The sequence below is a fragment of the Bradyrhizobium sp. Rc2d genome (assembly GCF_900099855.1).
Lineage (GTDB): Bacteria > Pseudomonadota > Alphaproteobacteria > Rhizobiales > Xanthobacteraceae > Bradyrhizobium.
On record NZ_FNCU01000008.1, the window covers coordinates 175,631 to 196,519 of the forward strand.

The window sequence follows — 20,889 nt, forward strand, 5'->3', positions numbered from 1 at the left end:
AGTCTTTCCGGAGAGGGACTCTGGATTGCTTCGCGGAGCCTGTCATCGGGCCGCGCTTCGCGCGGACCCGTTGGCTCGCAATGACGGAGTGCTCTCACGAGGTCCTCAGTTTGACAATTCCGGCATCCAATCCCGCAATTTTCGTGCAGCACCCGTGACCTCAGCGATCGTTCGAAACGCCGCCGCCTCCACCATCATCGCCCTTGCCAGACGGACGGCACGCGCCTCGCTAACCGCTCGCCTCCGTGGGTCCTCGATCAGCTCGAAGTCGATATTGTGGGCAAGACCGAAGATGCGGCGGATGGTTTTTGCGGCGGCGAAGCCGATCGTATCAGTGAACAGGCGCTGCATGTAGGCCTGCCGCTCGGCCTCGAGACGTGCGGCGCCCCTCTCGCCGGCAAAAAGTGAGACGGGATATGCATCGCCCACGGCGCCGGCGCGCCAGAGGTCGAGGAATTTGCGGGCGAACTCGCTCCAGACCTGCTCGATAGTCTCCAGCAGCCAGCCCTCGAATGCGGCCCGCTCCCCTGGCGAGCGCTCGTGACCGGCGGCGGCGAAATAAGCCATCAGCAGGTTGGCCAGCACGGCGCCGACGTCGAAGCCCATCGGGCCGTAAAACGCGAATTCCGGGTCGATCACCCGCGTCTGGCTCTCCGTGACCATGATCGAGCCGGTGTGGAGATCGCCGTGGATCAGCGCCTCGGGGCTTGCCATGAACTGCAGCTTGAGACGGGAGATCGCGACATGCAGGTCCATGTCGTCGCGGAGGCTTGCGGCCAAGCCATCTAGGTAAGGCGCGGTCCAGCGGTTCTGTTCGGCGATGCGGTAGGGATCGGTGAAGATCAGGTCCTCGGTGATCTTGCACAGCGCGTGATTGCCGGCGAAGGCGGCGATGCCCTGCTTCTTCTCGGCCGCGGAGAGCGCGAGGTCGGAGGTGAAGAACAGCGTCCGCGCCATGAAGGTGCTGATGTCGTCGACAAAGCGCGGATATTGCGTTGCCGCAACCAGCCCCTTGCGCATGATGATGTGGGGCTCGAGCAGCTCCATCACCGTCAGCGCCAAGGCCTCGTTGTGATGCAACAGCGCTGGCACCAGGCCGGGTGCGAGCTGGGCCTGCTTCGACAGCGCCAGATATTCGTAATAGGCCCGCGACAACGGCAGCGGCCAGCTCTCGCCGACGAGGCGCACGTAAGGCAGCGCCTGCTTCACCGCGATGCCGCCGCGTCCACCTTTGACGATGAAGACGAGGTTGAGATTGCCGTCGCCGACTTCGGTGATCGACCACGAGGCCTGCTCACCGCCCAGGAGTGCCTTGAGGTCCGGCAGGCCTGCGAGATAATCCCGCAAGGCCGCCTCATGCAGAATCCGGTAGTCCCCCTGCTCCTGCGCCATGACGATCCCATCCCATGCTTGACATGGCCGGATCGTTACTCCCGCTCCAGGAAGCTCGAGCCGATCCCGGCCTTTCTTTTGATCGGATCGTAATCACAATAGACGCTGTCCGCCCCACCAGCGTGTAGCTGGCGCTGACGGTGTATTTGTCCAGCTTGACCGAGTTCAGGCCGATTACCGAGGTGCTCTTGCTGCCGTTCCATTTGAACGGCGTCGAGCTCTTGGCCTGCTCACAGGCCATCACGGCTTCGTTGAAGACGTAGCCCTCGACGAACGCCTTCAGGGTGCGCACCTGCACCGCCATCCTCCATTCGACATAGCCGATCGCGCCAAGGCCGGCGACGATCAGCACCAGAAGCGCGATGACGATGCGCTGAAAAGTCATTCTTCCCCCCAAAACAAAAACGAGCTTAAGATCCTAAGTGAGCAATGAGACTAAGCAACCTCTATCCGCGACGGACCTTCACCTCTCCCCGGTGGGGAGAGGTCGGATTGCGCCTGGCGATGCGAAGCATCATCCAGTGCAATCCGGGTGAGGGGCCGCGGCAGAGAGTGAGACTGTAACCCCTCACCCGGATCGCATCTTTGATGCGATCCGACCTCTCCCTTCGGGAGAGGTGAAACTAGAACGGCATTCCCATCATCTTCGACAGGCGCTCGATCGAGAGATAGCCGGCGTGATAGGCGGCCATGCCGAGGCCGTAGATGACCGCCGAGATGATCGTGGTCCAGATCAGCTTGCGCCCCATCCGCGTCAGGACCGGCGCGCCGGGGTCGGTGCCGGGCGCACCGATGCCGTCCTCGTGCTGGCTGCGCACGCCGAACGGCAGCGTCAGGAACAGCGCGATCCACCAGATGACGAAGTAGATCGCGATCGCCGTTGAGATCTGGATGGCCATGGGGCGGCCTTATGCCTGCTCGATCTCGACCAGGGCGCCGGAAAAATCCTTGGGGTGCAGGAACAGCACCGGCTTGCCGTGGGCGCCGATCTTGGGCACGCCGTCGCCGAGCACGCGCGCGCCCTCCTTCACCAGCGTGTCGCGTGAGGCGATGATGTCGACGACCTCGTAGCAGATGTGGTGGATGCCGCCGTCGGCATTGCGCTCGAGGAACTTTGCGATCGGCGAGGCCTCGCCGAGCGGCTCGATGAACTCGATTTTGGTGTTGGGCAGCGTTGCGAACACGGTGGTGACGCCATGCTCGGGCAGCGGTACGGCTTCCGAAATCTGCGCCCCGAACGCGGCGCCATAGATCTTTGCGGCCTTGACGGCGTCCTTGGTCGCAATCGCGACATGATTGAGCCGGCCCAGCATGTCTCTTCTCCCTTAAGGCATGATCCGGAAGCGATTTTCCGAAGAGATCATGCCCAAATTATACTGTCAGCACATGTACCAGACAGGGGGGCTTTTTGCCCCAATGTTCGTTGATCACGGCCCGGACAGCGCGTCGCACCGACTCGGCCAAAGCATCCGGATCGCGGCGGCGGGGCCGCGGCAAGCCTTCGATGGTGGAGACCACGGCGTCGAAGACGATGTCGTCGAAGGCTTCGCCCGCCCTGTTCTTGTCGGGGATGCCGACGAGATCGACCTCGGGATCGTCGGCGAGCTCGCCCTGCTCCGTCATGGCGACGGCGACGAAGGCGCAGCCGGAGAACGCCATGCGGCGGCGCTCGACCACCGCGCGGGATTTTGCGTCCTCCAGGATCATGCCGTCCTTGTAGAGACGGCCCGACGGCACCTCGCCGACAATGCCGGGATCGCCGGGACCGAGCTTGACCAGATCGCCGTTGCGGCAAACCAGCACACGCGGCACGCCGGCGGCGCGCGCGAGTTTTGCGTGCTCGTGCAGGTGCAGGGCCTCGCCATGAATGGGGATCAGGAGCTGCGGCTTCACCCAGGAGATCAGATCGCGCAGCTCGTCGCGGCGCGGGTGGCCGGAGACGTGGACCAGATGGTCGCGGTCGGTGATGATCTCGACGCCCTGGAGCACCAGATTGTTGATGATCGAGCCGACGGCCTTCTCGTTGCCTGGAATGGTGCGCGAGGAGAAGATGACGCTGTCGCCGCGATTGAGCGTGATCTCGGGATGGTCGTCATTGGCGATGCGCGCCAGCGCCGCGCGCGGCTCGCCCTGGCTGCCTGTGCACAGCGCCAGCACCTTGTCCTGCGGCAGATGGCCGTAGACCTCGGGCGAGCGGAAATTCTGCACGCCATCGAGATAACCGGTCTCGCGCGCGACCTGCACCACGCGCTCCATCGCGCGGCCCACCACGACGACCTCGCGGTCGGCGGCTTTCGCAGCCTCGGCCACGGCCTTGATGCGGGCGACGTTGGAGGCGAAGGTCGTGACCGCTACGCGGCCCTTGGCCGCCTTCACGAGATCAATGATGGTCCGGGCGACCTCGGCTTCCGACGGCGACCGGCCGTCGCGCACCGCGTTGGTGGAATCGCCGATCAAAGCGAGCACGCCCTCCTCGCCGAGCTCGCGCAGGCGCTTCTCGTTGGTCGGGGCCCCCAGCGTCGGGGTCGGGTCGATCTTCCAGTCGCCGGTGTGCAGCACCGTGCCGGCTTCGGTGTGGATCGCCAGCGCATGCGCTTCCGGAATCGAGTGCGCGACCGGGATGAACTCGACGTTGAACGGGCCGACATCGACGCGGCCCCCGGACGGGACCACCGTCACCGGAATGTTGGGCGCACCACGCTCGGCGGCGCATTTGGCCTCGAACAGCGCCGCGCTGAACTTGGTCGCGTAGATCGGGCATTGCAGCTTCGGCCAGAGATCGATGATGGCGCCGAAATGGTCCTCATGGGCATGGGTGAGCACCAGGCCCATCAGGTTCTTGCGCTCCTTCTCCAGGAAGGAGATGTCCGGCATGATCAGGTCGATGCCCGGCAGGTGCTCCTCGTCACCGAAGGAGACGCCGAGATCGACCGCGAGCCAGGCGCGCTGGTGGCGGTTGCCGAGGCCGTAAATCGACAGGTTCATGCCGATCTCGCCGACGCCGCCGAGCGGCGCAAACACCAGTTCGTCGGGCCTCGCCATCACGCAGCTCCCACGGAGGCGGCCGGGCCGAAGAACACCTCGCCCGCCGCAACCGGCACCCGCCGCCCTTCCGCGGTGCGGACGATCAGACAGCCTGTGTCGTCGATGGTGTCAAAAATGCCTTCCAGCGTCATCGTTCCCGTGTGGATTGCGACCTTCTCGCCGAGGCCGGCGGCGCGCTCCAGCCAGAGCTTTCGGATCTCGGCAAAGCCGCGGCCATTGTCCCAGATGCCGCGGAACTCGACCCAGGCGTCGGACAGCGCCGCAAACAGCTCCTCCGCGCTGATCTGGACGCCGAACTCGGCCAGCGAGACCGCCGGCGTCGGCGTGCCCTCGGGCGCGGCCACGACATTGGTTCCGATGCCGACGACGACGGCAAGACGATCGCCAATGGCCTCGGCCTCGAGCGCAATGCCGACGAGCTTCTTGCCGCCGGCAAGCACGTCGTTCGGCCATTTCAGGGCATAGCGGGGACGGCCCTCGCCGAGGCGGAGTGCCGCCTCCAGGCTGACCTTCTCCAGCGCGGCCTCCTCCGCCAGCCCGGCGGCGAAGCCGAGCGTTGCGGCGACCGCCGGGGCTACGTCCATGACTTCGAGGATGCTGGCTGCGAGATTGCCCCGTGGCGCGATCCAGGCGCGCTGGCGCCGGCCGCGGCCGGCAGTCTGCTCGGACGTCACGAACCACATCGGGCCGCGTTCGCCGGCGCGGGCGTGCTCGATCGCGTCGGTATTGGTCGAGCCGGTCCGTTCGAAAGCCGCGAGCTTGAAGCCCGCGGCCTGTGCGCGAGGACCGAGCGCGAACCCCATCCTAGAACAGCGACTTTGCCGCTGCGGAGGCCACGCTCACCACCGGGCCCGCGAACAGCGCAAACAGGATGTTGAACAGGCCCGCGACCGCCAGAACCGTCCGCACCTCGACGCGCACCGGATCGACCTGGCCGGCCGGTTCGTCGAAATACATCGTCTTGACGACGGCGAGATAGTAGTAGGCGCCCACCACGCTGGTCAGCACGCCGATGACGGCGAGCGTGAACAGGTTGGCCTTGATCGCGGCGACGAAGACGTACCACTTGGCGAAGAAGCCGGCGAGCGGCGGAACGCCCGCGAGCGAGAACAGCAGCATCGCGAAGAAGAAGGCGAGCATCGGGTTGGTCCGCGACAGACCGGCGAAATCGCTGATCTGCTCGACCGCCTGGCCGTTGCGTTTCATGGCGAGGATGACCGAGAACGCGCCGAGCGTCATCGTCACATAGATCACGATGTACATCAGTACGCCCTGCGCACCCTCCACGGTGCCGGAGGCAAGCCCGACCAGGGCAAAACCCATATGGCCGATCGAGGAATAGGCCATCAGGCGCTTGATGTTGCTCTGGCCGATTGCCGCGAAGGCGCCGAGCGCCATCGAGGCGATCGACACGAACACCAGGATCTGCTGCCACTGCGGCACGATCCCGGGGAACGCGGTCAGCGTCGCGCGGGTGAAGACGGCGAGCGCGGCAACCTTCGGCGCAGAGGCGAAGAAGGCCGTGACCGGCGTCGGCGCGCCCTCATAGACGTCGGGCGTCCACATGTGGAACGGCACCACCGAGATCTTGAAGCAGAGGCCGGCAAGCAGGAAGACGAGGCCGAAGATCAGTCCGACGTTCGCTGATGTCGCGGCGGTAGCGATGCCGGTGAAGCTGACGGTGCCGGTGAAGCCGTAGATCAGCGAGGCGCCGTACAGCAGCATGCCCGAGGACAGCGCGCCCAGCACGAAGTACTTCAGGCCCGCCTCGTTCGACTTGGCATTGTCCCGGTTCGAGGCCGCCACGACGTAGAGCGCCAGCGACATCAATTCGAGGCCGAGATAGAGCGAGATCAGATCGCCGGCCGAGATCAGCACCATCATGCCGAGCGTCGAGAGCAGCACCAGGATCGAATATTCGAAGATCCGCCGCGACGGGTCGGACAGGAACTCGGTCGACAGCACCAGTGTCACCGCCGAGCCGATCAGGGCCAGGATCTTCATGAAGCGGGCGAAATCGTCGACGATGAAGCTGCCACCGAAAGTGACCTGCTTGCCCGCGGGCTGCATGTAGACGAGCGCGCCGACCACGATCAGCAGCACCACCGCCAGCGAGGTGACGGTCTTGGTCGTCTCCTGCCCGCGATAGGCTCCCAGCATCAGAAGCGCCATCGCGCCGACCGCGAGCAAGAGCTCGGGCAGCACCGGCGCCAGTTGATATCCTGCAGTCTCAAAGCTCATGGCGATGTCCTGACCTGCCCGCTCACTGGAGCAGTGCGGCGGCCTTCACGGCCGTCACAGCGGTGTTGTAATTGTTGACGAGTTGCTGGACCGAGGCGGCCGACATGTCGAGCACCGGCTGCGGATAGACGCCGAACAGGATCGTCAGCGCGATCAGCGGGAACAGCGTCAGGCACTCCCGGAAGGTGAGATCCTTGATGGTCATCAGCGACGGCTTTACCAAGGATCCGAACACGACCTTGCGGTATAGCCAGAGCGCATAGCACGCCGACAGGATGACGCCTGATGTGGCGAAGAACGCGGTCGGGATCGAGGTCTTGAAGGTACCGAGCAGCGTCATGAACTCGCCGACGAAGCCTGAGGTACCCGGCAGGCCGACATTGGCCATGGTGAAGACCATGAAGGTCATGGCGTAGAGCGGCATCCGGTTGACGATGCCGCCATAGGCCGCGATCTCGCGGGTGTGCATGCGGTCGTAGACGATGCCGACGCAGAGGAACAGCGCGCCGGAGACGATGCCGTGCGAGATCATCTGGAACACGCCGCCGGCGACACCTTGCATGGTGCCGGCGAAGATGCCCATGGTGACGAAGCCCATATGCGCGACCGAGGAGTACGCGATCAGCTTCTTCATGTCCTCCTGCATCATCGCCACCAGCGAGGTGTAGATGATGGCGATGGTGGACAGCGTGAAGATCAGCGGCGCGAAGTCATGCGAGGCCAGCGGGAACATCGGCAGCGAGAAGCGCAGGAAGCCGTAGCCGCCCATCTTCAGGAGGATCGCCGCCAGGATCACCGAGCCGGCGGTCGGCGCTTCGACGTGTGCGTCCGGGAGCCAGGTGTGCACCGGCCACATCGGCATCTTCACCGCGAAGGAGGCGAAGAAGGCCAGCCACGCCCAGGTCTGCAAGGACCGCGGCACGGCCGTGTGCATCAGGGTCGGAATGTCGGTGGTGTTGCCGTTCCAGTACAGCGCCATGATGGCGAGCAGCATCAGGACCGAGCCGAGCAGCGTGTAGAGGAAGAACTTGAACGAGGCATAGACCCGGCGCGGACCGCCCCACACGCCGATGATCAGGAACATCGGGATCAGGCCGCCCTCGAAGAACAGATAGAACAGCACGAGGTCGAGCGCCGAGAAGGTACCGACCATCAGCGTTTCCAGGATCAGGAACGCCATCATGTATTCGCGCACCCGGCTCGTAACCTTCCAACTCGCAATGATGCAGAACGGCATCAAGGCGGTGGTCAGGATCACGAAGGGCAGCGAAATGCCGTCCACGCCCATGTGGTAGGTGATGCCGGTGGCGAGCCAGTTCGCCTTCTCGACGAACTGGAAGTCGGCGGTCGAGGAATCGAAGCGCGCTACCAGGATCAGTGACACCGCGAAGGTGATCAGCGTGGTCCACAGCGCGATCCAGCGCGAGTTGCGCTGCGCGGCCTCGTCGTCGCCGCGGCTGAGATAGACGATCAGCGTCCCGACCAGCGGCAGGAAGGTGGTGACGGAAAGGATGGGCCAGGTTGTCATTTACTGGCCTCCAAAGCCGAACATGAACCAGGTGATCAGGCCGGCGACGCCGATCAGCATGGCGAATGCGTAGTGATAGAGATAGCCGGTCTGGATCTTCACGACGTTACGGGTGACGTCCAGCACGCGCGCCGAGACGCCGTCGGGACCGAGCCCGTCGATGATGAAGCCGTCGCCCTTCTTCCAGAGCTGATAGCCGATCCACTTCGCCGGACGGACGAAGATGACGTCGTAGAGTTCGTCGAAGTACCATTTGTTGAGCAGGAACTGGTACAGCATCGGCTGCGTCTTCGCCAGCTCGACCGGCAGATACGGCCGGCGGATGTAGAACAGGTACGACACCAGGAATCCCAGCACCATCATCACCGTCGGCAGGAAGGCGATGGTCTCGGGGATGTGGTGCATCTCCTCGATGATGTGCGGGTTCATCTTCACGGATTCGCGGAAGAACTCCTCGATGCCGTGACCGGCAAACAACTCCTTGAACGGAAGGCCCGCGACGAACGAGCCGACCGCGAGCACGCCGATCGGGATCAGCATCCAGATCGGGGCCTCGTGTGCGGCCTCGTAGTGATGCTCGTCATGCGGCTCGCCGTGGAAGGTCTTGAAGATCAGACGCCAGGAGTAGAACGAGGTCAGGCCGGCGGCGACGACCGTCATCAGGAAGCCATAGACCGCGAACGGATTGTGCGCGGCGTAGGCGGACTCGATGATCGCGTCCTTGGAGAAGTAGCCGGCGGTGAGCGGGAAGCCGGTCAGGGCCAGCGTGCCGACCACCATCACCGCGTAGGTGTAAGGGATCTTGCGCCAAAGGCCGCCCATGTTGCGGATGTCCTGCTCGTGGTGCATCGCGTAGATCACCGAGCCGGAGCCCAAGAACAGCAGCGCCTTGAAGAAGGCGTGCGTGAACAGGTGGAACATGCCGACCGAATAGGCCCCTGCCCCCATCGCCACGAACATGTAGCCGAGCTGCGAACAGGTCGAATAGGCGACGATGCGCTTGATGTCGTTCTGGACGAGGCCGATGGTCGCCGCGAAGAACGCCGTGGTCGCGCCAAAGAACATCACGACGGCCTGCGCGTTCGGGGCGAGTTCGAACAGCGGCGACAGCCGCGCCACCATGAACACGCCGGCGGTGACCATGGTCGCGGCGTGGATCAGCGCGGAGACCGGGGTCGGGCCTTCCATCGCGTCCGGCAACCAGGTGTGCAGCAGGAACTGCGCCGACTTGCCCATCGCGCCCATGAACAGGAGGAGACAGGTCAGGGTCAGCGCGTCGGCATGCCAGCCGAGGAAGTTGATGGTCTTGCCGGTGAGGCCAGGTGCGGCATGGAAGATGGTCTCGAAATCGGTCGAGCCGGCCAGCATGAAGATCGCGAAGATGCCGAGCGCGAAGCCAAAATCGCCGACGCGGTTAACCACGAAGGCCTTGATCGCCGCCGCATTCGCCGAAGGCCTCTGGTACCAGAAGCCGATCAGGAGGTAGCTGGCGAGACCGACGCCTTCCCACCCGAAGAACAGCTGCACGAGGTTGTCCGCGGTGACCAGCATCAGCATCGCGAAGGTGAACAGCGAGAGATAGCCGAAGAAGCGCGGCCGGTTCGGGTCCTGATCCATGTAGCCGATGGAATAGAGATGCACGAGCGAGGAAACCGTCGTCACCACCACCAGCATCACGGCCGTGAGCGTGTCCACGCGCAGCGTCCACCAGACCTGGAGGTCGCCGGAGAAGATCCAGGGCAGCAGCTGGATCCGCGCGTCGTGATGCATGAAGCCGACGTCGACCAGCGTGAACCAGGACAGCGCCGCCGACACGAACAGCAGTCCCGTCGTGATCAGCTCGGCCGCGCGAGAACCAGCCGCTGGCGGCTCGTGGTCGCCCGGCTCGTCATGGGTCTCATGAATGACGCTCCCCTCCTCCTTGATGGAGGCAGCGGAGACATGACCGTTATTCGCACCATTACCGTGCGCCTCGTCGTGATGCTCGACCGTGTCGCCTGAGGGATTGCGGGCATGCGCGCCGACCAGCGAGATCAGGCCGGCGAGAATAGCGCCCAGCAGAGGCAGAAAGACAATTGCCTGAACCATGACTGAGCTCAGCCCTTCATCAGATTGACGTCCTCAACCGCGATCGAGCCGCGGTTGCGGAAATAGACCACCAGGATGGCGAGACCGATCGCGGCTTCGGCGGCGGCGACCGTCAGCACCAAGAGCGCGAAGACCTGGCCGACGATGTCGCCGAGGAAGGTCGAGAACGCCACGAGGTTGATGTTGACCGAGAGCAGGATCAGCTCGATCGACATCAGGATGACGATGATGTTCTTGCGGTTCAGGAAGATGCCGAGGATCCCGAGCGTGAACAGGATCGCGCCGACCGCCAGATAGTGTCCGAGCCCGATCGTCATTTCACCCACTCCGCCGCATCGGCATCCGAGAGCCCCTGCCCTGACGCCACCTTGCGCATCGCCATCGCCATTTCCGGCGTGCGCGCGTTCTGTACGTTGATGTCCTGCCGCTTCACGCTCGCCTTGTGGCGCAGCGTCAGCACGATGGCGCCGATCATGGCGACCAACAGCACCATGCCCGCGAGCTGGAAGTAGTGGATGTACTTCGTATAGAGCACGAGGCCGAGTGCTTCGGTGTTGCTGACATTGGTCGGGATCGCCGCCGTGATGGTCTTGGAGACGCCGGGGTTGATGACCCAGAAGCCGACGGTGAGCAGCAGCTCGAACATGAAGATGCCGCCGATCACCAGCCCAACCGGCAGGTACTCGATGAAGCCCTCGCGCAGCTCGAGGAAATCGACGTCGAGCATCATGATCACGAACAGGAACAGGACCGCGACCGCGCCGACATAGACGACGATCAGGATCATCGCCAGGAATTCGGCGCCCATCAGCACGAACAGGCCGGAGGCGTTGACGAAGGCCAGGATCAGGTACAGCACGGAGTGCACGGGATTGCGCGAGACAATCACCATCACCGCCGAGGCGACGCAGACGCCGGCGAACAGATAGAAGAACAGCGCGGGAAGGATCATGCCCTCACCTCACCGGTACGGCGCGTCGAGCTCGATCGCTTTCGCGATCTCGCGTTCCCAGCGGTCGCCGTTGGCGAGCAGCTTGGCCTTGTCATAATAGAGTTCCTCGCGGGTCTCGGTCGCGAACTCGAAGTTCGGACCTTCGACGATGGCGTCGACCGGACAGGCCTCCTGGCAGAGACCGCAATAGATGCACTTCACCATGTCGATGTCGTAGCGCACGGTGCGGCGGGTGCCGTCGTTGCGGCGCGGGCCGGCCTCGATAGTGATGGCTTGCGCCGGGCAGATGGCTTCGCACAGCTTGCAGGCGATGCAGCGCTCTTCGCCGTTCGGATAGCGGCGGAGCGCATGCTCGCCGCGGAAGCGCGGCGAGATCGGGTTCTTCTCGAACGGATAGTTGATGGTCGGCTTCGGCTGGAAGAAATAGCGCATGGCGAGGAAGAACGCCGAGACGAATTCCGACAGCAGAAGCGAGCGTGCAGTGGCGTTGACGTTGATACCCATGGCGGACCTCACTTCGGCGCGATGCCGGCGAAATGCAGCACGCCGGCCACCACGATCACCATCGCCAGCGAGATCGGCAGGAACACCTTCCAGCCGAGGCGCATCAGTTGATCGTAGCGGTAGCGCGGCACGATCGCCTTGGCCATCGCGAACAGGAAGAACATGAAGAACAGCTTCAGCGAGAACCAGATGATCCCCGGCACCCAGTTGAAGGGCGGCAGGTCGACCGGCGGCAGCCAGCCTCCCAGGAACAGGATCGTCGCCAACGCGCACATCGTGACGATCGCGACATACTCGCCGAGCATGAACAAGAGGTACGGCGTCGAGCCGTATTCGACCATGAAGCCGGCGACGAGCTCGGATTCGGCCTCCACGAGATCGAACGGCGGACGGTTGGTTTCCGCCAGCGCCGAGACGTAGAACACTACGAACATCGGGAACAGCGGCCAAACGTACCAGTTCAGGATGGTGAGCTGCGGCAGCCCGATCAGGCTGGCAAGACCGCGCGCATGCTGGGCCTCGACCACGGCCGTGAGGTTCAGCGTGCCGGCGCAGAGCAGCACCGTGATGATGACGAAGCCGATCGAGACTTCGTAGGACACCATCTGCGCCGCCGAGCGCAACGCGGCCAGGAACGGGTATTTCGAGTTCGACGACCAACCGGCCATGATGATGCCGTAGATCGACAGCGACGAGATCGCGAAGATGAAGAGGATGCCGACATTGATGTCGGAGATCACCCAGCCCAGATTGGTCGGGATCACCGCCCAGGCGGCGAGCGCGAGCACGCAGGACACCAGCGGCGCCAGCAGGAACACGCCCTTGTTGGCGCCGGCCGGGATGATCGGCTCCTTCAGCACGAACTTGAGCAAGTCCGCGAAGGACTGCAGCAGGCCCCAGGGGCCGACCACGTTCGGGCCGCGGCGGATCTGCACCGCCGCCCAGATCTTGCGGTCGGCGAGCAGGATGTAGGCGATCGCGACCAAGAGGACGACGAGCACCAGGACGCTCTCCGCGACCATGATGATCAGCGGCCAGAGGAACCCGGTCCAGAATGCGCTTTCGAAGAATTCCATCAGATCACGCTCACTCCGCTGCGGTCAGCATGTGCCCGGAGGCGAGGCGCGAGCATTCCGCCATCACGGCGGACGCACGCGCGATTGGGTTGGTCAGGTAGAAGTCCTCGACCAGAGGCTTGAACGGCGCCTTCTCCGGCGAGCCGCCCTTCCCCGCCAGCTTCTTGATCTGGTCGGCGGAGCCGGCCTCGATCTGGTCGAGGCGGATCAGATGCGGCACGGCCTTGAAGATCGCCTGGCGCAGGGCGGCAAGCGAGTCATAGCCGAGCTTCTTACCGAGCGCCTCCGACAGCGCGCGGATGATCGCCCAGTCCTCGCGGGCTTCACCCGGCGGGAACGCGGCGCGGCCGGTCATCTGCACGCGGCCCTCGGTGTTGACGTAGATCGCGGACTTCTCGGTGTAGGCCGCTGCCGGCAGGATCACGTCGGCGCGGTGCGCGCCGCGGTCACCATGGGTGCCGATATAGACGACGAAGGTGCCATCCGGCGCCTCGATCTCATCGGCCCCTAACAGGAACAACAGGTCCAGCGTGCCGAACGTCGTCATCTGGGCCGCGTTCAGCCCACCCGCGCTGGCGGAGAAGCCGATGTCGAGCGCGCCGACGCGCGAGGCGGTCTCGTGCAGCACGCCAAAACCGTTCCAATCGTCCTTCACCGCACCGACATCGAGCGCGAGCTTGGCACTGGCGGCAAGGATGGCGGCGCCGTCGTGACGCGAGGCCGCGCCCGCGCCGACCAAGATGATCGGGTGCTTGGCGTTCTTCAGCACGTCCATGAAGGAGTGCTTGCCCGCCGCGAGCTCGCCGAGCGTCTCGGTGCCCGCGCCGAGATGGTCATAGTCGTAGGTCAGGTCGGCCTTGGCGCCGATCACACCGATCCTGAAGCCGCCGGCGCGCCAGCGCTTGCGGATGCGGGCGTTGAACACGGCCGCCTCTTTGCGCGGATTGGCGCCAATGATAAGCAGCGCGTCGGCCTGCTCCACGCCTACGAGCGTCGGGTTGAAGATGTAGGAGCCGCGGCCGAGCGCGGGGTCGAAGGCGTCGCCGCCCTGCACCGCCAGATTGCCCGAGCCATATTTGGCAAGCAGGTCCTTCAGCGCGAACATCTCCTCGACACCGGCGAGGTCACCGGCGATCGCACCGATGCGCTTGCCGTCAGTGCGCGCCGCCTTGGCCGCGATCGCGGCGAAGGCCTCGGGCCAGCTCGCCGCACGCAGCTTGCCGGCTTCGCGGATATAGGGCCGGTCGAGGCGCTGGGTGCGCAAGCCGTCGACGACGTGGCGGGTCTTGTCGGAGATCCACTCCTCGTTCACGGCCTCATTGATGCGCGGCAGTACGCGCATCACCTCGCGGCCGCGGGTATCGACGCGGATCGCCGATCCCAGGCCATCCATCACGTCGATCGACTGGGTCTTGCCGAGCTCCCAGGGGCGCGCCGCAAACGCATAAGGCTTCGAGGTCAGCGCGCCGACCGGACAGATGTCGACGAGGTTGCCCTGCAATTCCGACGTCAGCGCGTGCTCGAGATAGGTCGTGATCTCCATGTCCTCGCCGCGGCCGGTTGCGCCCATCTCGGGCGCGCCGGCGACTTCCGCCGAGAAGCGGACGCAGCGCGTGCACTGGATGCAGCGGTTCATCGAGGTCTTGACCAGCGCGCCGAGATATTTGTCCTCGACCGCGCGCTTGTTCTCGGCGAAGCGGCTGGTGTCGACACCGTAGCCCATCGCCTGGTCCTGCAGGTCGCACTCGCCGCCCTGGTCGCAGATCGGGCAGTCCAGCGGATGGTTGATGAGAAGGAACTCCATCACGCCTTCGCGTGCCTTCTTCACCATCGGCGAACGCGTCGAGATCTCCGGCGGCTCGCCCTTGGGGCCCGGACGGCAGTCGCGCACGCCCCAGGCGCAGCTTGCGACAGGCTTCGGGCCGCCCTTCACTTCGACGAGACACATCCGGCAATTGCCGGCGATCGACAGCCGCTCGTGATAGCAGAAGCGCGGAATCTCGGCGCCCGCGGCCTCGCACGCCTGGAGCAGCGTGTACTCGGCGGGCACATCGATCTCTTTGCCGTCGATGATGAGCTTGGTCATTTATCCTACTCCGCCGCGACCATGTTCACGGGATCGCGGACGCCGATATCGTCGATGTCGGCCCTGTGCGAATAGTGGTCGATGCGCGCTTCGATCTCGTGACGGAAATGCGCGATCAGGCCCTGGATCGGCCAGGCCGCGGCATCGCCGAGCGCGCAGATGGTGTGGCCTTCGACCTGTTTCGTCACTTCAAGCAGCATGTCGATCTCGCGCTTGTGGGCGCGGCCTTCGGCCATGCGGGTCAGCACGCGCCACATCCACCCCGTGCCCTCGCGGCACGGCGTGCACTGGCCGCAGCTCTCATGCTTGTAGAAATAGGAGATGCGGGCGATCGCACGGATCAGGTCGGTCGACTTGTCCATCACGATGACGGCCGCGGTGCCGAGGCCCGAGCGCAGCTTGCTCAAGCTGTCGAAATCCATCGGCGTGTCGATGATCTGCTCGGCCGGCACCATGCGCACGGAGGAGCCGCCGGGGATCACGGCCTTGAGGTTGTCCCAGCCGCCGCGGATGCCGCCGCAATGCTTGTCGATCAGCTCACGGAACGGGATACCCATGGCCTCTTCGACGTTGCAGGGCCGCTCGACATGGCCGGAGATGCAGAAGAGTTTGGTGCCGACATTGTTCGGACGGCCGATGCCGGCGAACCAGGCCGCGCCACGCCGGAGAATGTCCGGCGCGACCGCGATGGACTCGACGTTGTTGACGGTGGTCGGACAGCCGAACAGGCCGACATTGGCCGGGAACGGCGGCTTCAGCCGCGGCTGGCCCTTCTTGCCTTCGAGGCTTTCGAGCAGCGCGGTCTCTTCGCCGCAGATATAGGCGCCGGCACCGTGGGCGACGTAAAGGTCGAACGGCCAGCCGTTGACGTTGTCCTTGCCGATCAGCTTGGCCTCATAGGCCTGGTCGATCGCGGCCTGAAGGCGCTCGCGCTCGCGGATGAATTCACCGCGGACGTAGATGTAGCAGGCATGCGCGTTCATCGCGAAGCTCGCGATCAGGCAGCCCTCGACCAGGAGATGCGGATCGTGCCGCATGATCTCGCGGTCCTTGCAGGTGCCGGGCTCGGATTCGTCGGCATTGACGACGAGGTAGCTCGGCCGGCCGTCGGTCGATTCCTTCGGCATGAACGACCATTTCAGGCCGGTCGGGAAGCCGGCGCCGCCGCGGCCGCGCAGGCCCGACGCCTTCATCTCGTTGATGATCCAGTCGCGGCCCTTGTCGATGATGGCCTTGGTGCCATCCCAGGCGCCGCGGCGCCGCGCACCCTCGAGCCCCCAATCGTGAAGGCCGTAGAGGTTCTTGAAGATGCGGTCCTTGTCCTCGAGCATGTCAGTGCTTTCCGATCAACGATTGGACTGCTTGTAGGCAAGTCCGGCGGCGCAGACGGCGAAGGTCAGCGCCCAGAGCAGACTGGTTTCCAGCGACGCGTTCAGGCTGAAACGCTGCAGCAGGAAAATGAACGCGGCCGCCACCGCGGCGTGCATCGCGATGAAGCCCCACTTCTTCATGGCACCGCTCCCCTGCACTGAAGGCGACGAGAGATCACGCATCAGGTGATCTCCTTCAGCGTGGTCGGCCCGGTGATCGGCGCCGAGAACTGGCGGCCGTTCTGCGGGCCGGGCTTGGGCGGATTGCCCGATGCAAAACCGTCGAGCACCTTGCCAAAGCTCTCCTTGGTCAGGTCCTCATAGGTGTCCTTGCCGATCAGCACCATCGGCGCGTTCACGCAGGCGCCCAGGCACTCCACCTCTTCCCAGCTGAAATTGCCGTCCTTGGAGAGATGGAAGGGCTCGTGATGGATGCGGTGCTCGCAGACGTGGATCAGATCCTCGGCGCCGCGCAGGCGGCACGGCGTGGTGCCGCAGACCTGGACGTGGGCCTTCTTGCCGACGGGGGCGAGCTGGAACATCGTGTAGAAGGTCGCAACTTCCAGCACGCGGATATAGGGCATGTCGAGCATGTCGGCGATGACGCGGATCGCGGCTTCCGAGACCCAACCCTCGTTCTGCTCCTGCGCGCGCCAGAGGATGGCGATGACCGCGGAGGCCTGCCGTCCGGCCGGATATTTCGCGATCTGCTGCCGCGCGAATGCGAGGTTCTCCTCCGTGAACGCAAAGCTCGCGGGCTGGACTTCCTTCGGTGCTAATCGGCGAACGGACATCTCTTCAATCTCTCACTGCATGCGGCGCGCGGACTTGGCATTCAGATTCTTGGCATTCAGGTTCTTGGCATTCAGGGCATCGATCCTGTCCTGCCAGAATGCGCTTGCGGTGCCGAAAACGTTGTAGCCGACATGGGTCGAGACCTTGATGCGGTCGAGGATCGACAGCTCGGTCACGGTCTCCATCCGGTTGCTGCGCGGATCGAACACGATCAGCTTCAGCGGGGTCTGCTCGAGGATGTAGCGCGACACCGCATGGGAGCGGTCGCTACCGTGCTCCTCGCACATGATGACGCTGTCGGCCCGGAGCAGCCGGGCACCGCCCTTGATCGCCTCGATCTCGACGCCCTCGACGTCGAGCTTGATCAGATACTTGCCGCTGGCGGCAACCTTGCCGTCGTCGATCAGGTTGTCGAGCGCGATGACAGGCACCTCCTCGCCGCCCACTGAGGGATCGCCGGCGATGCTGAAGGCTTCATGCTTGGTGCCGGACAAGCGCGCGGTGCCGCGCGATGCACCGATCGCGCATTTCATCGTCTCGAAGCGGCCCTCGTTGATGCGGGCGTTGTTGGCCAGCTTCGGATAGTTCTGGCCCGACGGCTCGATCGCGATCGCCTTGTGCGAGCCGAACGGCCTGCTCGACACCAGCACCGACCAGTAGCCGTAATTGGCGCCGCAATCGAGCAGCGTGTAGTCGACGTCGACGGAGTCGGAAAACAGCAGCTCGAGCTCGTCTTCGTAATTGTAGGAGCGGTTGAGCAGCTTGCTCCAATAGCCGTCGCCGTAGGGGAACTCGAACACGGCGTCGGGATTGAGCCTGATCGCGATGTTGCGCTTGGGCAGCGTCTTCGCCAGCAAATTGGCGCAGGCGATGTAGCCCATATGCGAGAAGTGCGAGGAGATCTTCGATCCCGTCACCAACGCCAAGGCAGCCGTCCGCTCCCACAGGTTGGCCCCTTCAAGGGCCCCCGAGGCACGGTCAAACTGGATTGGCGCCTGCGCCATCACCGATCGACCTCTCCGAACACGATGTCGAGCGAGCCGAGGATCGCCGAGACGTCGGCGAGCAGATGGCCGCGGCAGACGTGGTCCATGGCCTGGAGATGGGCAAAGCCCGGCGCGCGGATCTTGCACTTGTAGGGCTTGTTGGTGCCGTCGGAGACCAGATAGACGCCGAACTCGCCCTTGGGCGCCTCGACCGCGGCATAGACTTCGCCGGGCGGAACGTGGACGCCCTCGGTGTAGAGCTTGAAGTGGTGGATCAGCGCTTCCATCGAGCGCTTCATCTCGCCGCGGCGCGGCGGCGCGACCTTGTTGTCGGCGACGACGACCGGGCCCTTGCCCTCGGGCGCATTCAGCTTCTGGATGCACTGCTTCATGATGCGCACGGACTGGCGCATCTCTTCCATGCGGATCAGGTAGCGGTCGTAGCAGTCGCCGTTCTTGCCGATCGGAATGTCGAAATCCATCTCGGCGTAGCATTCATAGGGCTGCGACTTGCGCAGGTCCCAGGCCGCGCCCGAGCCGCGCACCATCACGCCCGAGAAACCCCACTCCCAGGCCTCCTTGAGCGACACGACGCCGATGTCGACGTTGCGCTGCTTGAAGATGCGGTTGGCGGTGAGCAGACGGTCGAGGTCGTCGACCACCTTCAGGAACGGATCGCACCAGGCCTCGATGTCGTCGACCAGCTTCTGCGGCAGATCCTGATGCACGCCGCCGACGCGGAAGAAGGCTGCATGCATACGGCTGCCCGAGGCGCGCTCGTAGAACACCATCAGCTTCTCGCGCTCTTCGAAACCCCACAGCGGCGGGGTCAGCGCGCCGACGTCCATCGCCTGCGTGGTGACGTTGAGCAGATGCGACAGGATGCGGCCGATCTCGCAATAGAGCACGCGGATGAGCTGGCCGCGGCGCGGCACCTCAATGCCGAGCAGCCTTTCGGCAGCAAGACAGAAGGCATGCTCCTGGTTCATCGGCGCGACGTAGTCCAGGCGATCGAAATAGGGAATCGCCTGCAGATAGGTCTTCTGCTCGATCAGCTTCTCGGTGCCGCGATGAAGCAGGCCGATATGCGGATCGACGCGTTCGACGACTTCGCCGTCGAGCTCCAGCACCAGCCGCAACACGCCGTGCGCCGCCGGATGCTGCGGGCCGAAATTGATGGTGAAGTTACGGAGATTCTGCGGTTGCTCGTTCATGATCAGCTCTTCGGCCCCGCTTTTTCATCCCCCGGCAACGGATAGTCCGCCCCTTCCCATGGCGAGAGGAAATCGAACTTGCGGAATTCCTGGTTGAGCCTGACAGGCTCGTACACCACCCGCTTCTCCTGGTCGTCGTAGCGGACCTCGACGAAACCGGTCAGCGGGAAATCCTTGCGCAGCGGATGGCCCTCGAAACCGTAATCGGTGAGAATGCGGCGCATGTCGGGATGGCCGACGAAGAACACGCCGTAGAGGTCGTAGGCCTCGCGCTCGAACCAGTCGGCGCCAGGGAATTCGTCGATCAGCGACGGCACCTGCGTGGTCTCGTCGGCTTGGGCCTTGAGCCGGATCCGCGTGTTCAGCGTCGGGGACAGGAAGTGATAGATCACGTCGAAACGCTTCTCGCGATCCGGATAGTCCACCGCCGTGATGTCGGTGATGTTGACGAAGCGGCAGTTCGGATCGTCGCGCAGGTACTTGACCACCTCGACGATCTTGGCCGCCTCGACGTCCACCGTGAGCTGGTTGAAGGCCACCGAGTGACCGGTAGCGGCGCCCGGAAGCGCGCTAACGATCGTCTGCCCCAGGGCGTCGAGCTTGGCGTCGTCCATGACGTAAAACCTTAGCGTTCGATGGTGCCGGTGCGGCGGATCTTCTTCTGCAGCAGCAGCACGCCGTAGAGCAGCGCTTCCGCCGTAGGCGGGCAGCCCGGCACATAGATGTCGATCGGCACGATGCGGTCGCAGCCGCGCACGACCGAGTAGGAATAGTGATAGTAGCCCCCGCCATTGGCGCAGGAGCCCATCGAGATGACGTAGCGCGGCTCGGGCATCTGGTCGTAGACCTTGCGCAGCGCCGGGGCCATCTTGTTGGTCAGGGTGCCCGCGACGATCATGACGTCGGACTGGCGCGGCGAGGCACGCGGCGCGAAGCCGAAGCGCTCGACGTCGTAACGCGGCATCGAGACCTGCATCATCTCGACCGCGCAGCAGGCGAGACCAAAGGTCATCCACATCAGCGAGCCGGTGCGCGCCCACGTGATGAGATCATCGGTGGCCGCGACGAAGAAGCCCTTGTCGGACAGCTCGTGCTTGACCTCGAGGAAGAACGGATCATTGGCCCCGACCGGCTTGCCGGTCGACGGATCCAGGATGCCCTTGGGGGCCGGCGCAACGACCGGAGCCAAGGACTGAGTAGGAGGGTTCAATCCCATTCCAGTGCCCCTTTTTTCCATTCATAGGCGAACCCGACCGTCAGCACGGCGAGGAACACCACCATGGACCAGAAGCCGGTCGCGCCAAGCTTGCCGAACGCCACCGCCCACGGAAACAGGAACGCCACCTCGAGGTCGAAGATGATGAAGAGGATGGCGACCAGGTAGAAGCGGACATCGAACTTCATGCGGGCGTCGTCGAAGGCGTTGAAACCGCACTCATATGCCGACAGTTTTTCCGGGTCCGGCTGCTGGAACGCCACGATGAAGGGCGCGATCAGCAGCACGAGGCCGATGAGGCCCGCGACCCCTATAAAGACAACGAGTGGAAGATAGTTCTCTAGAATGCCGCTCATCGACGAGCCCTTTTTCCCGTAGCCTCGGGACAGCCACGGA

The 20,889-nt window shown here is 64.3% G+C and carries 22 protein-coding genes; all 22 read right to left on the reverse strand.

The window, feature by feature from the left end; translation table 11 throughout:
• Nucleotides 1-105 precede the first annotated feature (105 nt).
• Nucleotides 106-1,392, reverse strand: a complete 1,287-nt coding sequence (gene mtnK, locus BLV07_RS13420; RefSeq protein ID WP_091885949.1) for an S-methyl-5-thioribose kinase — start codon at nt 1,390-1,392, stop codon at nt 106-108.
• Nucleotides 1,355-1,777, reverse strand: a complete 423-nt coding sequence (locus tag BLV07_RS13425) for a hypothetical protein (protein ID WP_244551080.1) — start codon at nt 1,775-1,777, stop codon at nt 1,355-1,357. Before BLV07_RS13425 ends, mtnK begins: the two co-directional genes overlap by 38 nt.
• A gap of 238 nt (nt 1,778-2,015) precedes the next feature.
• Nucleotides 2,016-2,291 carry a DUF1467 family protein gene (locus tag BLV07_RS13430; RefSeq protein ID WP_091885952.1) on the reverse strand — a complete coding sequence of 92 codons (276 nt, stop codon included), beginning with the start codon at nt 2,289-2,291 and terminating at the stop codon, nt 2,016-2,018.
• Between the two features lie 9 nt (nt 2,292-2,300).
• The gene (gene mce, locus BLV07_RS13435) at nt 2,301-2,705 is read right to left on the reverse strand and encodes a methylmalonyl-CoA epimerase (RefSeq protein WP_091885955.1); all 405 of its coding nucleotides are present in this window, start codon (nt 2,703-2,705) and stop codon (nt 2,301-2,303) included.
• A 58-nt stretch (nt 2,706-2,763) separates the two neighbouring features.
• Nucleotides 2,764-4,434, reverse strand: a complete 1,671-nt coding sequence (locus tag BLV07_RS13440; protein ID WP_091885959.1) for a ribonuclease J — start codon at nt 4,432-4,434, stop codon at nt 2,764-2,766.
• Complete coding sequence (locus BLV07_RS13445) at nt 4,434-5,240, reverse strand: biotin--[acetyl-CoA-carboxylase] ligase (RefSeq protein ID WP_091885962.1); 807 nt, start codon at nt 5,238-5,240, stop codon at nt 4,434-4,436. The genes BLV07_RS13440 and BLV07_RS13445 overlap by 1 nt, the downstream gene beginning before the upstream one ends.
• Before the next feature lies 1 nt (nt 5,241).
• Nucleotides 5,242-6,678: an NADH-quinone oxidoreductase subunit NuoN gene (gene nuoN / locus BLV07_RS13450; RefSeq protein WP_091885965.1), complete on the reverse strand. Its 1,437-nt coding sequence runs from the start codon at nt 6,676-6,678 to the stop codon at nt 5,242-5,244.
• Between the two features lie 22 nt (nt 6,679-6,700).
• Nucleotides 6,701-8,206: an NADH-quinone oxidoreductase subunit M gene (locus tag BLV07_RS13455; protein WP_091885968.1), complete on the reverse strand. Its 1,506-nt coding sequence runs from the start codon at nt 8,204-8,206 to the stop codon at nt 6,701-6,703.
• Nucleotides 8,207-10,294 (reverse strand): NADH-quinone oxidoreductase subunit L, encoded by a 2,088-nt coding sequence (gene nuoL, locus BLV07_RS13460; RefSeq protein ID WP_091885970.1) that lies wholly within the window; start codon nt 10,292-10,294, stop codon nt 8,207-8,209.
• An 8-nt stretch (nt 10,295-10,302) separates the two neighbouring features.
• Nucleotides 10,303-10,611, reverse strand: a complete 309-nt coding sequence (nuoK, locus tag BLV07_RS13465; protein WP_008547737.1) for an NADH-quinone oxidoreductase subunit NuoK — start codon at nt 10,609-10,611, stop codon at nt 10,303-10,305.
• The gene (locus BLV07_RS13470; RefSeq protein WP_091885973.1) at nt 10,608-11,246 is read right to left on the reverse strand and encodes an NADH-quinone oxidoreductase subunit J; all 639 of its coding nucleotides are present in this window, start codon (nt 11,244-11,246) and stop codon (nt 10,608-10,610) included. The genes nuoK and BLV07_RS13470 overlap by 4 nt, the downstream gene beginning before the upstream one ends.
• A gap of 9 nt (nt 11,247-11,255) precedes the next feature.
• Complete coding sequence (nuoI, locus tag BLV07_RS13475; RefSeq protein WP_210342510.1) at nt 11,256-11,750, reverse strand: NADH-quinone oxidoreductase subunit NuoI; 495 nt, start codon at nt 11,748-11,750, stop codon at nt 11,256-11,258.
• An 8-nt stretch (nt 11,751-11,758) separates the two neighbouring features.
• On the reverse strand, nt 11,759-12,826 hold the full coding sequence (nuoH, locus tag BLV07_RS13480; RefSeq protein WP_091885977.1) for an NADH-quinone oxidoreductase subunit NuoH: 1,068 nt from the start codon (nt 12,824-12,826) through the stop codon (nt 11,759-11,761).
• A 10-nt stretch (nt 12,827-12,836) separates the two neighbouring features.
• Complete coding sequence (nuoG, locus tag BLV07_RS13485; protein ID WP_091885980.1) at nt 12,837-14,912, reverse strand: NADH-quinone oxidoreductase subunit NuoG; 2,076 nt, start codon at nt 14,910-14,912, stop codon at nt 12,837-12,839.
• 5 nt (nt 14,913-14,917) lie between these two features.
• Nucleotides 14,918-16,243 (reverse strand): NADH-quinone oxidoreductase subunit NuoF, encoded by a 1,326-nt coding sequence (gene nuoF, locus BLV07_RS13490; RefSeq protein WP_091885982.1) that lies wholly within the window; start codon nt 16,241-16,243, stop codon nt 14,918-14,920.
• Between the two features lie 15 nt (nt 16,244-16,258).
• Nucleotides 16,259-16,465, reverse strand: a complete 207-nt coding sequence (locus BLV07_RS13495) for a hypothetical protein (protein WP_091885985.1) — start codon at nt 16,463-16,465, stop codon at nt 16,259-16,261.
• Nucleotides 16,465-17,076, reverse strand: a complete 612-nt coding sequence (gene nuoE / locus BLV07_RS13500; RefSeq protein ID WP_091885987.1) for an NADH-quinone oxidoreductase subunit NuoE — start codon at nt 17,074-17,076, stop codon at nt 16,465-16,467. Before nuoE ends, BLV07_RS13495 begins: the two co-directional genes overlap by 1 nt.
• Nucleotides 17,077-17,088: 12 nt before the next feature.
• Complete coding sequence (locus tag BLV07_RS13505) at nt 17,089-18,081, reverse strand: FkbM family methyltransferase (RefSeq protein WP_176945516.1); 993 nt, start codon at nt 18,079-18,081, stop codon at nt 17,089-17,091.
• Nucleotides 18,081-19,277 carry an NADH-quinone oxidoreductase subunit D gene (locus tag BLV07_RS13510; RefSeq protein ID WP_091885993.1) on the reverse strand — a complete coding sequence of 399 codons (1,197 nt, stop codon included), beginning with the start codon at nt 19,275-19,277 and terminating at the stop codon, nt 18,081-18,083. The genes BLV07_RS13505 and BLV07_RS13510 overlap by 1 nt, the downstream gene beginning before the upstream one ends.
• 2 nt (nt 19,278-19,279) lie before the next feature.
• Nucleotides 19,280-19,891, reverse strand: coding sequence for an NADH-quinone oxidoreductase subunit C (locus BLV07_RS13515; protein WP_091885996.1), 612 nt, complete (start codon nt 19,889-19,891; stop codon nt 19,280-19,282).
• Nucleotides 19,892-19,902: 11 nt separating this feature from the next.
• A complete protein-coding gene (locus BLV07_RS13520; RefSeq protein ID WP_164935041.1) occupies nt 19,903-20,493 on the reverse strand; it encodes a NuoB/complex I 20 kDa subunit family protein in 591 nt (196 codons plus the stop codon).
• Nucleotides 20,484-20,849, reverse strand: a complete 366-nt coding sequence (locus BLV07_RS13525) for an NADH-quinone oxidoreductase subunit A (protein ID WP_091886001.1) — start codon at nt 20,847-20,849, stop codon at nt 20,484-20,486. The genes BLV07_RS13520 and BLV07_RS13525 overlap by 10 nt, the downstream gene beginning before the upstream one ends.
• Nucleotides 20,850-20,889: the final 40 nt, after the last annotated feature.

Bases quoted from the DNA above. Each gene is read 5' to 3' on its own strand.
- mtnK (WP_091885949.1), bottom strand. From the start codon at position 1,392: ATGGCGCAGGAGCAGGGGGACTACCGGATTCTGCATGAGGCGGCCTTG.
- BLV07_RS13425 (WP_244551080.1), bottom strand. From the start codon at position 1,777: ATGACTTTTCAGCGCATCGTCATCGCGCTTCTGGTGCTGATCGTCGCC.
- BLV07_RS13430 (WP_091885952.1), bottom strand. From the start codon at position 2,291: ATGGCCATCCAGATCTCAACGGCGATCGCGATCTACTTCGTCATCTGG.
- mce (WP_091885955.1), bottom strand. From the start codon at position 2,705: ATGCTGGGCCGGCTCAATCATGTCGCGATTGCGACCAAGGACGCCGTC.
- BLV07_RS13440 (WP_091885959.1), bottom strand. From the start codon at position 4,434: ATGGCGAGGCCCGACGAACTGGTGTTTGCGCCGCTCGGCGGCGTCGGC.
- BLV07_RS13445 (WP_091885962.1), bottom strand. From the start codon at position 5,240: ATGGGGTTCGCGCTCGGTCCTCGCGCACAGGCCGCGGGCTTCAAGCTC.
- nuoN (WP_091885965.1), bottom strand. From the start codon at position 6,678: ATGAGCTTTGAGACTGCAGGATATCAACTGGCGCCGGTGCTGCCCGAG.
- BLV07_RS13455 (WP_091885968.1), bottom strand. From the start codon at position 8,206: ATGACAACCTGGCCCATCCTTTCCGTCACCACCTTCCTGCCGCTGGTC.
- nuoL (WP_091885970.1), bottom strand. From the start codon at position 10,294: ATGGTTCAGGCAATTGTCTTTCTGCCTCTGCTGGGCGCTATTCTCGCC.
- nuoK (WP_008547737.1), bottom strand. From the start codon at position 10,611: ATGACGATCGGGCTCGGACACTATCTGGCGGTCGGCGCGATCCTGTTC.
- BLV07_RS13470 (WP_091885973.1), bottom strand. From the start codon at position 11,246: ATGATCCTTCCCGCGCTGTTCTTCTATCTGTTCGCCGGCGTCTGCGTC.
- nuoI (WP_210342510.1), bottom strand. From the start codon at position 11,750: ATGGGTATCAACGTCAACGCCACTGCACGCTCGCTTCTGCTGTCGGAA.
- nuoH (WP_091885977.1), bottom strand. From the start codon at position 12,826: ATGGAATTCTTCGAAAGCGCATTCTGGACCGGGTTCCTCTGGCCGCTG.
- nuoG (WP_091885980.1), bottom strand. From the start codon at position 14,912: ATGACCAAGCTCATCATCGACGGCAAAGAGATCGATGTGCCCGCCGAG.
- nuoF (WP_091885982.1), bottom strand. From the start codon at position 16,243: ATGCTCGAGGACAAGGACCGCATCTTCAAGAACCTCTACGGCCTTCAC.
- BLV07_RS13495 (WP_091885985.1), bottom strand. From the start codon at position 16,465: ATGCGTGATCTCTCGTCGCCTTCAGTGCAGGGGAGCGGTGCCATGAAG.
- nuoE (WP_091885987.1), bottom strand. From the start codon at position 17,076: ATGTCCGTTCGCCGATTAGCACCGAAGGAAGTCCAGCCCGCGAGCTTT.
- BLV07_RS13505 (WP_176945516.1), bottom strand. From the start codon at position 18,081: ATGGCGCAGGCGCCAATCCAGTTTGACCGTGCCTCGGGGGCCCTTGAA.
- BLV07_RS13510 (WP_091885993.1), bottom strand. From the start codon at position 19,277: ATGAACGAGCAACCGCAGAATCTCCGTAACTTCACCATCAATTTCGGC.
- BLV07_RS13515 (WP_091885996.1), bottom strand. From the start codon at position 19,891: ATGGACGACGCCAAGCTCGACGCCCTGGGGCAGACGATCGTTAGCGCG.
- BLV07_RS13520 (WP_164935041.1), bottom strand. From the start codon at position 20,493: ATGGGATTGAACCCTCCTACTCAGTCCTTGGCTCCGGTCGTTGCGCCG.
- BLV07_RS13525 (WP_091886001.1), bottom strand. From the start codon at position 20,849: ATGAGCGGCATTCTAGAGAACTATCTTCCACTCGTTGTCTTTATAGGG.